General features: G+C 37.0%; 12 protein-coding genes and 1 pseudogene. 9 read left to right on the top strand and 4 right to left on the bottom strand.

From position 1 onward, the window contains the following. Positions 1 to 5 precede the first annotated feature (5 nt). The 3 genes from CXF76_RS20140 to CXF76_RS20130 all read left to right on the top strand — a co-directional run bounded on the left by CXF76_RS20140 (position 6) and on the right by CXF76_RS20130 (position 1709). A complete protein-coding gene (locus tag CXF76_RS20140; protein WP_007582549.1) occupies positions 6 to 431 on the top strand; it encodes a YcfL family protein in 426 nt (141 codons plus the stop codon). Between the two features lie 11 nt (positions 432 to 442). Further along, a complete protein-coding gene (lpoB, locus tag CXF76_RS20135) occupies positions 443 to 1063 on the top strand; it encodes a penicillin-binding protein activator LpoB (protein ID WP_007375407.1) in 621 nt (206 codons plus the stop codon). Positions 1064 to 1241: 178 nt separating this feature from the next. Next, positions 1242 to 1709, top strand: a complete 468-nt coding sequence (locus CXF76_RS20130; RefSeq protein WP_008134100.1) for a glycine zipper 2TM domain-containing protein — start codon at positions 1242 to 1244, stop codon at positions 1707 to 1709. Positions 1710 to 2043: 334 nt separating this feature from the next. Here the strand turns inward: CXF76_RS20130 and CXF76_RS20125 are convergent, their stop codons facing one another. Beyond that, positions 2044 to 3261, bottom strand: coding sequence for a pyridoxal phosphate-dependent aminotransferase (locus tag CXF76_RS20125; RefSeq protein WP_024608138.1), 1218 nt, complete (start codon positions 3259 to 3261; stop codon positions 2044 to 2046). A gap of 367 nt (positions 3262 to 3628) precedes the next feature. Next, the gene (locus CXF76_RS20120; protein ID WP_101164472.1) at positions 3629 to 3973 is read right to left on the bottom strand and encodes an Hpt domain-containing protein; all 345 of its coding nucleotides are present in this window, start codon (positions 3971 to 3973) and stop codon (positions 3629 to 3631) included. 137 nt (positions 3974 to 4110) lie between these two features. On the opposite strand from CXF76_RS20120, the gene CXF76_RS20115 reads away from it, so the two are divergent. The 6 genes and pseudogenes from CXF76_RS20115 (at position 4111) to CXF76_RS20090 (ending at position 11755) form a co-directional block, all read left to right on the top strand. Further along, positions 4111 to 4707, top strand: a complete 597-nt coding sequence (locus tag CXF76_RS20115) for a tRNA-uridine aminocarboxypropyltransferase (RefSeq protein ID WP_007582541.1) — start codon at positions 4111 to 4113, stop codon at positions 4705 to 4707. 24 nt (positions 4708 to 4731) lie between these two features. Next, positions 4732 to 5124 (top strand): annotated as a pseudogene (locus tag CXF76_RS20110) (CLCA_X family protein); the annotation flags it as partial. Between the two features lie 95 nt (positions 5125 to 5219). Further along, complete coding sequence (locus CXF76_RS20105) at positions 5220 to 7361, top strand: hypothetical protein (RefSeq protein WP_101164471.1); 2142 nt, start codon at positions 5220 to 5222, stop codon at positions 7359 to 7361. 12 nt (positions 7362 to 7373) lie between these two features. Beyond that, positions 7374 to 9410: a site-specific integrase gene (locus CXF76_RS20100; RefSeq protein WP_101164470.1), complete on the top strand. Its 2037-nt coding sequence runs from the start codon at positions 7374 to 7376 to the stop codon at positions 9408 to 9410. Further along, positions 9403 to 10395, top strand: a complete 993-nt coding sequence (locus CXF76_RS20095) for a hypothetical protein (RefSeq protein ID WP_101164469.1) — start codon at positions 9403 to 9405, stop codon at positions 10393 to 10395. Before CXF76_RS20100 ends, CXF76_RS20095 begins: the two co-directional genes overlap by 8 nt. A gap of 25 nt (positions 10396 to 10420) precedes the next feature. Then, positions 10421 to 11755: a tyrosine-type recombinase/integrase gene (locus CXF76_RS20090; RefSeq protein WP_101164468.1), complete on the top strand. Its 1335-nt coding sequence runs from the start codon at positions 10421 to 10423 to the stop codon at positions 11753 to 11755. 293 nt (positions 11756 to 12048) lie between these two features. Here the strand turns inward: CXF76_RS20090 and CXF76_RS20085 are convergent, their stop codons facing one another. After that, on the bottom strand, positions 12049 to 12372 hold the full coding sequence (locus CXF76_RS20085; protein ID WP_101164467.1) for a hypothetical protein: 324 nt from the start codon (positions 12370 to 12372) through the stop codon (positions 12049 to 12051). Positions 12373 to 13413: 1041 nt separating this feature from the next. Beyond that, the coding region (locus tag CXF76_RS20080; RefSeq protein ID WP_157823358.1) for an IS3 family transposase at positions 13414 to 14265 on the bottom strand (852 nt) is incomplete at its 5' end.

Here is a 14265-nt window from a genome sequence, read left to right as displayed (position 1 = left end):
CCATCATGAAATACATAGCGCCATTATTAGCAGTTTTAATGCTCAGTGCATGTTCCAGCAAACCGGTTACATCGGGTATTTCTGTTGAACAAAATAAAAACCAGTTTAATGAGCAATTACGTGTAGATAACCCAGAGCTTGGTAAAAAGCTGGCCATTACTGATGTGAAAACACGTCAAACCAACCAGTTAACCGATGTAGTAGTGACACTTTCGAGCCAGTATAAAAAATCACAATATTTGCAGTATCAGTTTAATTGGTTTGATAAAGACGGCTTTGTTATTAAAGGCAATCATTCACCTTGGCAAGCACTCACCTTATTTGGTTTTGCAAAAACACAATTACCGGGCTTAGCACCGAGCTCTGATGCGGTTACCTTTTCTTTAGCAGTAAGAGAAGTGTCTACCGAATCACAAGAATTTAAAGATTAAAGGAAACAACCATGATAATCAGTAACAAATTTAAAACAGCATCAACTTACGCTTTAGTTGGCCTAAGCGCTTTAGTATTAAGTGGCTGTGCTAATAAAGCCGTAGTAAGTTATGGCGATGCACAAGCAGTAGAAACAACAGATATTAATTTTGGTTCTACCGACTTACAAAAAGTAGCGAGCCAAATGACCGACTCATTACTCAGCTCACCTGTTGTTGGCACAATGACCGCTAATAAACGCCCTGTAGTATTTGTTGAGCGTATTAAAAATAAAACCAGCGAGCACATTGATACAGAATCAATCACCGATTCAATCTCAACACAAATGCTACGCAGCGGTAAGTTCCGTTTTGTAGATATGACCCGTGTTGAGTCAGTACGTGAGCAATTAACGTTTCAAAATGAAGATGCTCTTGTTAACCCTGCAACAGCCGTTGCATTTGGTAAACAAATTGGTGCGCAATATATGTTATATGGAAACTTATCAAGTATTGTTAAATCAAATGCCGATAAATCAGACGTATACTATAAATTTACAATGCGTTTAATGGATATGGAAAGCGGCCTAGTTGAGTGGGCAGACGAAACTGAAATTCGTAAAACGAAAGAAAAATCAACCTTTGGCTGGTAGCTAATACCAATCTGCTTATATATGGGGTCTATTTAACGTTAAGAAAATTACGCTAGTACTAGGCAAAAATTTTTGTATTTAGTTGTTCTAAATAAAAAATTTTTAACGACGTTATAGCGCAATTTAATTCGTTAAATTGATCAAAGATTTATGCAGGTTGGTATAAAAGGAGCAAGTTATGAAAGCAATTACTGTAATTATGTGCGCTTTACTTACAATAAGCGCGCCTACGTTTGCTAAATACGAGCGCAATAAAGCAGTCCCTGTGCAGCAAGTTTTATTTGGTGACGTAAAATCGGTACGCAATATTACCGAACAAGAAATCATTCAAGACAAAAACAACGGCTGGAAAACCTTCGGCGGTGCATTACTCGGTGGCGTAGTAGGCAACCAGTTTGGTGGTGGTAGCGGCCGCACAGTAGCAACAATATTAGGTTCGGTAATTGGCGGCAGTGTTGCACATAATAGGCAGCAGCAAAGTCATTATCAGCAAAATCACTTTGTAGAGTTATTAATACAAGTTGAAAATGGAGACCAGTTTATGGTTGTTCAAGATCAGGACCAATCAATGCGTTTTAGCAAAGGCGATAACGTAAGATTAGTGTACTTGAACGACAACACAGTGCGTGTAGATAAAGCGTACTAGGACGTGCTGAACTTTGGTGGTTGAATTTGCAGCAGAATGTTTGGTATTTAGACAAGGCAGAGCCTATAAACTGTGGTTGTTCCCTATAAATAGGCGATAACGCAGCATAAATGCCAAACATGCGCTACCCGAAGGGTTCTGCCTAGCGGCAATTAACTCTTTGTTGCTCGGTTTTTACTTAGCCCACTAGGTTACAAACCTCGCGTCGCGATTTAATCGCCCCTAGATTGAACAAATTTCAATCCACAAAGATCAACACGCCCTGTTAATATATTCATGACTAAAGTAAAAAACGAGCCAAATTTGGCTCGTTTTTTTATTATTTTTTTAATAACTATACTTGGCGATAGTCTTTAAAAAAGCGCTTCATTTTTAACATCGCATCGGATAAATCATCTTTGCTTGGTAAAAATACCAACCTAAAATGATCCGGCTCGGGCCAATTAAACGCCCTGCCATGTACAAGTAATATTTTTTCGGCTTTTAGCAAATCGTACATCATCTTTTCATCATCTTTAACGTTAAAAAGTGCTGTATCAACTTTAGCAAACGCATAGAGCGCGCCTTTAGGTTTTTTACAACTAATGCCTTCAATAGCATTTAATCCACGCCATGCAATATCACGCTGCTCATATAAGCGCCCACCCGGGTTTATTAGACTATCAATTGATTGCACGCCACCCAACGCCTGTTGAATTGCATATTGTGCAGGTACATTTGCGCACAAACGCATAGATGAAAGTATTTCTAGGCCTTTGCGTAAATCATCCATTACCGAGGTACGACCGCTTAGAACCATCCACCCCATTCTCAGCCCCGCTGCACGGTAGGTTTTAGCTAAACCATTAAAAGTAATAATAGGCACATCGTCGCAAAGTGAGCCGATTGAAGTATGCGTTATACCATCGTATAAAATCTTCTCGTAAATTTCATCGCTCAATAACAGTAATTTGTGTTCGCGTGCGATATCGATTAATTGCATTAACAAGTCGTCGCTATAAACCGCACCGGTTGGATTATTAGGGTTAATTAATACCAATGCTTTTGTTTTTGAAGTGATTTTACTTTTTATATCTGCAATGTCCGGAAACCAATCTTGCTCTTCATCACATAAATAATGTACCGGATTACCACCCGATAACGTGACCGAAGCAGTCCAAAGTGGATAATCTGGAGCAGGAATAAGCACTTCGTCACCATTATTTAATAGCGCTTGAGTGATCATTTGAATGAGTTCGCTTACGCCATTACCAATATAAATGTTATCTACATCTAAATTATGTAATCCACGTTGTTGGTAATGCTGATAAATAGCCACGCGGGCTGAATAGAGGCCTTTAGAGTCACAGTAGCCTTGGGCTGAATATAAGTTGCGGATAATATCGCGGTGCATGTCCTCTGGCATATCAAAACCAAAAGCAGCCGGATTACCTATATTCAATTTTAATACTTTTTGACCTTCGTCTTCCATTTTTTTAGCTTGTGCTAAAACCGGCCCACGAATGTCATAACATACACCTTCTAATTTGTGACTCTTTTTAATATCAGACATTTTTACCTCTTTAGGGCGTATTGACTTTATGGATTAAATTTGTTCAACCTAGGGGCGATTTAATCGCGGCGCGAGATTTGTAACCTAGTGGGCTAAGTAAAAATTGAGTAACAAGGAGAAAATAGCCCCTAGGAAGAACCCTCTGGGCAATGCGTGTTTGAATTTTATGTGTTGTTATCGCCTATTTATGTGGAAAAACCACACTGCATAGGCTCTGCCTAACCTAAAAACCAAACACTCGTTGCAAATTCAATCCCGAAAGACCAACACGCCCTAGTGAATCTTTAGACTAACCTAGTAAAGGCGTAAAATGCCAGCCTATTTAAACGCTTAATACTGAAATAAATTCACGTTTCGGTTTCAATAATTAACGAGATGCTAACCATTCATTTAGCTTAGCTTGAGAGCCTGTTACTTGAGCCATTAAGCTATTAGATGCGTCGATGGCTTTAGCTAAGTTATCTAGGTTTAAATTTTGTTCAATAACGCGAGATACTTCAGCAAGGCTTGAAGCACCAAACTGCGCAGCGTTAGATTTTAAGCTATGAGAATGACGAATCGCCGCTTCTCTGTCTTTTCCAATGGTTGCTAAAACTTCAGAGCCTAAACGCTCAAACTCCGAGCAGCAAAAATCAAGTGTATCAGCAAACTGCTCACCCAATAACGATTCCATACTCTCTAATGCTGATGTATCAATATTTATTTCTGTCATATTTTAAGCCCTTAAAACAATCCATGTAAATTACAGTTTAATAGTACTACTTTATATTGATGCGTAAAAAAAACCAACTTAATTACCTTATAAATGTATAATTGTGAGGATCATACTGGCAACAAAAAGTTTATTAAATGGCACGCACACTTTGTAATCATTGTAACTTTGCACTTAACACCTGTATTTGCAGCGCAATTACAAATATAAACAACAAAGTTAAGGTTATTATTCTACAGCACCCAAGCGAAGAAAAAATAGCAAAAAATACCGCTAAACTACTCAATTTGTGTCTAACTGATTGCCAAATAGTCAAAGGCGAAAATAATGACGACTTTTCTATTCTTAAATCACTGCCAGTAAGCTCAACTGTTTTGCTCTACCCTAACGAACACGCTGTAAATTTAGACGATAGCGCTGAGCAATCTAATATAAAAAACATCACCCATTTAATCGTGGTTGATGGTACATGGAAAAAAGCCTACAAAATTTTGCAGCTCACCACATTGCTAAATCAATTCAAAACGGTCAGTTTTAAACAGTTACCTAAAAATCGTTATGCTATTCGTAAAGCCCCTAGGGCCGACAGCCTATCCACACTTGAAGCCGTAGCGCATAGTTTGTTTTTAATAGAGCAGTTAAATCCTGCACCACTTTATAATGTGCTTGATGAATTAATACAAAAACAAACCCATCACATGCCCGAGCACGTAAAAGCACGTTACTTAGATTAAATTCGTTACTATATGAAACTTGCAATGCGTAACTACCCTAACAGGCTAAAACGTGGCTTTACTCGCCAAGGCCCCGACTATCGCTTTGACGACCAAGTCGACTTTAGCGATATAAGAGATACCTTTGGCTTTAGGTCAATGGTCGTCGGTAAATGGGTAACTAAAGAAGAGCGCTACATTAGCGCTAATTTAATTTACGATGCACTGGCCGACCTTGCACAAATACTGCATTTACCGCCCAAAGCTATTGGTCTTCGTGGCAAACTTAATTTTGCATTTGGTCATGGTGGTCAAAAAGGTGTACAAGCGCATTATAATGCAGCCTCTCAAACGCTTGCCCTTGCAAAAAATGCAGGCGGTGGTGCACTTGCTCACGAATGGTTTCAAAAGATCAAAGATATTAATTCTGAACACATTTCACTTTCATAGGAGATAAAATTTAATCAAGATTTTTTTGCATTTCAGCTTTTATTTACTACTGTAAAGATAAAAGTAAAAACAGAACACTTATTATGCCACCAAGAAAACCAAGAATACGTTCGAGTAAATTGAAAGTCGTTTTAAAGTCTAAGACGGAAGCCGATACTTTAAAAGAAATACCGTTATCTGAAACTATAGATTTGCCAAAATATAAACGATTTATAGATATACAATCCTCGGATCACAAATACCCTACTCGCGTATTTTTTGAAGCACCTCTTGTTGATGAACTACCAGACAAAACATACAAATTGATTGGTGTTCCTACTGTACAATCTCTTACACCACCATTTGTTACTTACATATCTGAATTTTGTGGTGAAATACTCGCAACGGACTTAGCTAGGCTATGTCAAAAATACTTAACATCGAAAACATTTTCTAACGCAAGAGTTGCCGGCTCTTTGCTGGATCTAAAACGCATCTGTGAATACGCAAAAACTTTGCCACAGACCGAAATTCCAAAGTCTCTACAAGAGCTAAATGCTTTCTTCTTTTCTAATTTAATAGTCTTTCAACCCAAACATAGGCGGGCTAATCTAAAATACAGTTTGAATCCTATTTTTAAATGCTCACGTCATTATGACTCTTGTGGGTTAAAAAAAATAAGAACTAAATTAACCTCTCCAAACACTACAGTTCAAGAAATAAATATCGATGAGTTAGAAAAAGCATTCGGGGAGAATGAATACTCAGATTCAGTACTGACACAATTATTAGCATATAGCTTTTTTATTATAGAAGATGCGATGAAGCGTTGGGATTCATTAGAAAAAGTTTCAATTGAATCTTTAGGAGATGATTATATATCAATAGATGAAATAAGTGTTTATAACCCTAAACTTATGAAAATGTTGAAAAATAAAAATGGAGGACATGAGAAAATAAAGCGTAATTTGTGTCTACTTATTAAAAACAACATTCCTCAACTTCAGAAATCCTGCCACAATAAAGACATAGTCGCTCCCTCACTTTTTATGAAAAAGATACATGATATTTATACCTCAAAAGAAGGTATTGAGATACTAGAAAATCAACCTTTTTCTAATCTAACTAATTGGATGTTTGCTAGTTATTACCCTACAAGGGTAAAAGCTAACAGAAAACATGGAGATCACAAACTGAGTAAATCGCTTTGGAACTTCTTGATGTTTAATACTAGACAAGTAGAGTTACCTATTCTCATTTATACGATGATAACTACCGGATTAAACAAAGAAGTCATCACTAGCTGGAAATGCTCTTATAATGGTATACCTTGGTATCAAAACTGGAATATAGAATTAGGCTTAAATGAAAATACATCGATTAGAGATCAAGAAGTAGTACTGACGGGTATTAAACGAAAGGTTGGTACACGTCCGCCGAAACAAATCGGATGTCCAATTAAAGTTAACAGCCCTTTATTTAAGTACCTTAAATTTTTGGATACGTTCAGCGATCCTAATCGTAAATATATATTTTCGTCAGTATGGGATGCTAAATATAAATCATCCTTCTTAAAAAAATTCCAAGTACAAGACGATGATGGCAACCAACTTACTTCTTTAGATAGCCTAAAGTTTCGCAAAGTGTATGCGGGCCATAAATTAATGTCATTATTAGAAGACGTTAAAAGTGCAGGAGAGCTGGTAGCAAAGCTAAAAGCAACTCTTGGCCACAATAAATTCGACACAACATTTTTTTCTTATTTAATGAAGAGCGGTAATGCAAACCTTGTATTAAATGCTGCAATCGTTGCCTTAACAAGTGAGCTATTAGAAAAGTCAGTTGAGTTCCAAGGTCAAATCAATAATAACTCTAACGAACGTGTAAAAGAACGCGAGCGCTACTTATGTGATTGTACAGATCCTGAAAAGCCAACTCATAACTTGCCAATAGCAAAAAAATGCACACGCTATGATATGTGTCTTGGATGCAAGCGCTCTGAAGTATTTAGCGAACATATTCCAAATATATTATACCGAATTCTTCAATTAGAGGAGTATAAGTTCATGAAAAAAGGACCTTCCAATGATTTGATTGACGATAGACTATGGATCGCCAAAGATACTATTAGGAAATTTCGCAATTATCACCCTCGTGGTGAAGGGATAATAGAAGCAGGATATCATACAGCAAATATTGCAATGCGAAAGGGTGAAATACTCCTCCCCCCTATTTTGCAATTTTAAACGGAGTATCCTATGCCTAATACCATTCCCTTCAATACCAAAGATACTTTAGCTGATTATAGCAGTCACACTTCAATAGGTGAAAAACAATGGGCGTGCTTAACTCACCTCGAAGAGCAATACAAAAATCAATCAATGAATCGAATAACCAATAATGCATTTTCTGATGAATACTGGGATTGCACAGGTTCAAATCGTTATAATTTTAAATGGATAGATTGGCTTCCTGAGCCAGAGCAAAAGCCATTACTTATTCTGTGCAAAGTAGCGACCTTCATCTTAATACAGATTCGAGGTGCTAGTATTTCGACGGTTCAGCCTCGTGTAATTGGTTTTATTAATACATTTAAAGAAATGCTAGCAAGTAAAAGAATATTAATCGCCAATGAAGGTGAGCAATTCAGAGGTTTAAGTGATTTACTTTCAGATGATATTAGTCTAGCTGCAAATAGAAATTTACAACTAAAAGGTACTCTTGGACTGGCGCCTTTTTCTTTCATTAATGATCTAACAACGATAGAGGCTCCTTCTTATTTCAGTGCATATTTTATGGTATCAAATATAATCACACCTTGGAGTAAGGCCGGTTTAGACGTTCGTAAATGGGTGCCAAGTTTAAAAAAAGCACTTGGTTTAAATAATGAAATAACTCACTATATGCCTTTAACACAAGAATGCTGCAGCTCAATCATAACCACATCTTTGATGATTATAAATGACTACGGAGACACAATTATAGATTTTTTTAATGAAGTCGAAAATAAAACAAAAACCCTACCTAAAAATAGGTGTAGAAGATTCCCTAAGTCCCTCAACACAATTATCAAGAATAAATTTCAAACAAAGTTAGAAAATATCATGCCGATGACATTCTCATCAGAGAGGCAATTACCTCAAAGTTATTACTCTAACTTACAGCAACTCACACAATCTGCCTGTGCTTGGATTATTTTACTTACGACTGGGCTGAGGAACATAGATTTAAGGAAGTTATCACCAAAAGCCTGCATCGCTTCAAAGCGCAGTGACAATATATTTTATATAGTAAGTAATATTCAAAAGACTGATTTAATTAATTACGTATTACCTATCCCTCCACAAACCGCCAAGGCCTTTATGCTAGCAACAAAAGCTAAATTAAATAGAGGTGGAGAGGTTGTCTTTCATAAGACTCTGGCTAAAGTTGCTGATTCATCAATAAAAGACGAATATTACATGGGAGAAGAGTCAGCCTTTAATAAACTACTTAGGTTTCTGCCTAACCACTTTAATATAAAATTAGAAACAATTGATCCCAATGTTCCTGTTTCGGCTCATTGCGGACGTTCTACTCTTGCAGGTTTTATCGGTGCCAACAGTACAGCTGCTATTTTAATATTGAAAAAACTATTCGGGCACTCGAATGACTTAATGCCTGATGCGTATATTAATTATAACCCTCTTGTGATCGCCGAACGTAACAGAAATATCACGACTGCTCAGCAATCTTTAGCTGAAGATATGGCACTAGCAATATCTAAAGGTAGCGTCGCAGGTGTAAAAGGTGAACAACTTAAAAAAGGTGCTGAAACTATTAAGGCGGAAATAGAAGAAAAGTATAAAAGTGAATCTCTTACTGAAATGGATTTACAAGTAAAGCTATTGGAGCGATTAAAAGAAATGCTTTTACAACGCATGACTAATAATCATATCTTTGCCCTACTAACACCGATGAGTGTTGTTTGCTTGCGCATGACAAACGATACTACTGACTCTCCTTGCGCCTCCCAAGAGAATCAAGCAGCTCGAAAAAAAAGCGGGTTTAGTAAAGCTGTTACTGATGTAATGGCTACTTTACCTAACCCAGCGCAATGTGTAGGTATTAAGTGCTCTGATGCTCTTATAGGAAAACCTTGGAGCGATGGCTTGTTTGAGACGTTTAAATTTTACATTAGTTATTTAAATTCTACTAACCAAGTATTTGACCTGATACAAGAAGCTAAACGCTTTGTTACTAATTATAGGGACGTTTTGGAAGAGCTCTATAAGGAGGAACTAAATAATGACTGAAGCTAAAAAGCCTGATGTTTCTATAAAGGAGCAAGGTCATATAACAAAGATAAAAGCTTTAGAAGCTTCGTTTTCTCGACATAAGGGGAAAGCTATAGCGAATGCTTCGGTCAACGAATGTTCGTTAGTTAAAATTAGTGAAGATGTAGGTGTGCACCGAGATTACTTTAAAGGAATCAAGCCTAAAACACTTCCTCACATAGCCAAACAATATAAAGCTTTTGCTGACAGTGTATCTCAGTGGCGCGCAGAATTTCAAAATAAAAAAATAAACAATGAAGTTGAATCAGAGCTAGGTAAATTACAAAAGCAAAACGAACTATTAGAAAATGAGCGAAATCAAGCTCATATGAGTTGTGCCGACTTAGTTGCTAAAAATGAACAATTTAAGTTTGAGTTATCTCAGGTTGTAGACCAATTATCTAAAACACAAGATCATGCTATTGAAGCATCATATTCAGCGTTACAGCGCGATAAAAATCGCTTTACTACGTTTGCTAAAGCAGAAGTAATATCACCTGATCAGCAGCTATATAACGCAGAAGGTATTTATGAATTTGACAATAAAGCACTTAAAGATGTTGCATGGCGCTCTTCAAGAGAAGCCCTAAAAAATTTTTTACAACGAAACCTACCTATGCGCATATATTTGCTATCAGGTATGCCTGGATCTGGTAAGACAACTTGGCTCGCGTCTAATTGTTATTATCCTGACCGCCACCCAGTCGTGATTGATGCCACCAACCTAACTCTTCGTTCTCGAATGCAATGGTTAAGCTTAATTTTACCTTATAAAATGAAATTGACTACTGACATAAAAGTGTGTGCAGTTATTTTTGATACGCCATATGACGTGCTTGTTCAACGAAACTTCAAACACCGAAGAATCGAAGAAGGCACATTCAGAGAGCTTTATGAAACTCAAGATGAAATTAGTGTGTTAGACGAACAGTTCGATGAAATCATGATCATAAGACATATATAAAACTTATTAGTTAAGGATAATCAAAATGAGTTACCTACAACTTAATTGCCTCACTGGAAACCCTGTACCCATACCTTATTACCCTGGTTCCGGTGTAAATATGCATCTATTGCAATTTTTAACAAAACGGTTTTATCACCCGACAGCGATGCCCGGTAGGTTAAAAAAGGTCGGAGGTAAAAGGATTTATGATATGGCACAAAACATCAAATTTATGCTTAACTGCATAGAGAATGAGGTTTTGTTTGTTGATGAAAATGGTGATTTACTTGAAGCTGGAAGCATAAACTATCTAAACATTAACTATTATCAATTAAAGCAAATTGTAAACTTGCTTCACAATGACTGGGGCTGGAAAGGACAGTCAATCAAAAATTATATTGCCCCTCTGCGTGAGTTTTATGATTACCTCCGCTCCGAAGGAGTAATTCACAATATGTTTTTTGAAGGTAAATATAAGGCTACTGTATCTAAGGACCGAGATGGAGACTTTTTGTCACACACAAAACAATTTAGTAGCCATTATGAATATGATATAGAACCACTCATTCCAAAAGAATGGTGCGAATATTCAGATGATTATAGAGGAAAGGTTGTCTCGATGTCTCAATTTAAGAAACTCTATAGTGAACTAGACAATCAAGATCCTGTATATGCTGTAATGGCTGCAACAATGCTACAAACTTTCTTGCGAATTGGCGGTGTTATGCAAATACCAGTTAAATCCAATAGATTGAACCCTAATTGGAAACGATTCGGTCAAATGGACTCTACAATTGGTTTTCAAGAATTACGCTATAAAAACAAAGGTGGTTCCAGTGCAACATGTCTTATTCACATTGAAACAATGAAATTAATTCATGAAAAATTTATAATTCCCCACCGTAGTAAGCGCCAAGAATTATATGAAAGGTGTTATTGCAAGAGTAAACATGCTAAAAAGCTGTACCGGAACGAACAAGATAGCTTCTTATGGCTAAATAAAACTGGGAAGCCAGTCTCAGTTCCTGAGTTACAGGAAGCTTTTAACAAGGCATCTAAAGCCTTAGGTTTTCATGTCACTTCTCATTTTATGCGTCACACTGGCGCAACTCAGTTGCTACATCGCTGGGGTAAAGTAAACGACACTTATATTTGTGAAACGCACAAGACCACTATCCATTCGTTTCTTAAACGTCAATTAGGTCACAAGGACCTGGAAACTACAATGCACTATATTAGGACTATAGAGAGATTAACGGGAGAACAGGTATACATCGAATTCTTCCCATCTTCATTATCTTTAGATGACAATGATACTGATTTAATTCATGATGTTAAATCAGCATATAACAGGGCTATGGAGTTGCACTTAGGATAACTATCGAAGCCGAAAGGTTGAGTCATGCATCATCCCTATCCTCTGAATGATACTTAAATGACAAAGATGTCTAAACACCACAGGTAATCGTTTTAAAGTAGCACCGTTAGCTTTTGTTGTATCCATTTATTAGCTTTTGTTGTATTCATTTATTAGCTTTTGCTGCAGAACTAATAACATTTACAGCATAATATTCCTTATCTTTGTTTAGCAAAGACCTCAAGTATCTACTTTAAGTAGAGCCGGCTACCTCCAAAAGTAAAAAATAGACTGATTGTAAGGCGCTAAGCGCCTTATTTATCTTCCACAATATCTTCAAGTGATATGCGTTTTAACTGTGTGCCATCGCGATATCCTATTGCTAACAAATTGTCTAATACAGCACCAGTGTAGAAGGTGTAGCAATTTTCTTCACCAACGGGGAGCTCATATATAGAGCCTGATATCTGAGGCCAAATCCAGTAATTTCCACATGATGACAAGTGAGGTAGAACCATTGAACCTGAGCTTACTCTCCATTGATCATCATTTCTCCAAGAACAAAACAACACATAGCAGGATTTACTATCAACTGTTTGAAACGTTAAAACAACCCAGCCTTCTGGCCTATGTTTCATATGCAGCTCCATCTCTTTTACATTAAAAATAAGTTCAAAATCTCAATTAACCTTAACTTAATTAAAGTGAGTAACCCTCAGTAGTGGCATATTGCTTTGTCTGTAATTCTGATGCAAATAAGTTAATTAGAAAAGTACCACAAATCATAGTTAATATAAAAAAGCAAAAAATACAACCAGTAAATATTGATGATTCAATTATACTACAGACCCTATTAATAGAGCATAAAAAGAATAGCTGAGGAAGAGCAACGAAAGTTGGAACTTGTTGAAATAGCTGTTGCGTGGAGAAAAGCTAACGGAGTATCAAAGTTTAATGATTTTTAAATCTACTAGCTCAGACTTGATCTGACAGTTTAGATTTGAGCTAAATTCTTTTCAGCTGTACGCTTTAGAATATCACGCCATTTGTTTTCTTGTTAACAATGAGATAAACGCATATATCCATCTCTAAACAAACGATTATCCCTGATAAAGACAAATGGAGGTGTGTGATATCCAGATATGATGGCAGTTGGTGCTCCTCCTTGATACTCAGTAGTCACGTTAACTAGCTTCTGTCCTTAGACAGGGTTATAAGGGTAACTCGCCTTTGCCCCAAAATCATTTGGCATCAACTTCCTGACCACTTTCCTAAGTCAATTCTTGACCTACTTTCCCTAATGGAAGATTATGAGCCTAGTTGAGCATTTGCGTTTATACAGACATGTTCTGCAATTTGTGAGTGAAAGGAAGAATAAGGCTCATAGAACAGTATGTTGCTGCTATGGCGTCTGTATTTTCTCAAAATATTATAGAGGCAATGTCTGCTGAAAAAACACTGTTATGTTTATAAGAGGATATGAATTAGTTGGTCTTTCAAATTTACTATAATTTAAGAGCGCTGGTGCGGTTCTATCTGATATCGTACTTTGTTAGGCACCTTAGCAAAGAGCACAGTCAATTTGTTTTCTTACCTCGCTATGTCGTTGAACTATTTATAGCGGAAAACACACGTATCAAGCGGAGTTTTTCAAGTTAGTTGTCGCATCAAATTAAATTTTATGCCGCCCGCATTGCTTCTTTTTTCTCTGGATTTAAATTTACTTCATTGATCATCGTCCAATCTCGAGACTTTCCTGACCAACGACTTGGGTTCTGTAATTTCGCCATCTCATTTACCTGATGACGTTTCGCTAGTATCGCTTCATCTAATCCTAAATGACGCTGGTTTGGCGTGACAAATTTAATACCGCTGTGCAAGTGCTCATCGTTGTACCAATCAACAAATCCGCTAACCCACTTTCTTGCGCTACCCATGCTTTCAAAGGCTTTCTCAGGGTATTCCGGGCGATACTTTAACGTCTTAAATAGCGATTCAGAATAAGGATTATCATTACTCACAGACGGTCGGCTAAATGAAGGAACAATACCTAACTCCTGCAATGTCGCTAATAACGTTGCCCCTTTCATTGGACTACCATTATCCGAGTGCAGCGTGACTTGCTCAGGCTTTACCTGCTCTCGCCTGCAAATATCTACCATTAAATCAGCCGCCAGTGTGCTTAGTTGTGTGTCATGAACCTGCCAACCAACTATTTTTCGACTATAAATATCCATCACTAAATATAAGTATAAAAACTGACCTTTAACAGCTGTTGGCAAATACGTGATATCCCATGTATAAATTTCGTTTACACGTGTTGCCCTGAGTGCTTTTGGCTTTTTTATCTTTTTATTTGGTTTAACTTTTTCTCTGTGTGTTAATAATTTATGCGATTTCATAACACGATAGAACGAACTTTCTGATGCTATCCACACACCTTTATCCAATAGTTTAGGGACTATCTTGCTAGGTGGTAAATGCCCATATTCTATTGAATTAACAGTCTTAATTATACGCTGTTGCTCTAA

This window comes from Pseudoalteromonas sp. 78C3, assembly GCF_002836695.1.
GTDB lineage: Bacteria > Pseudomonadota > Gammaproteobacteria > Enterobacterales > Alteromonadaceae > Pseudoalteromonas > Pseudoalteromonas arctica.
This window is presented reverse-complemented; position numbering and strand designations above follow the sequence as displayed.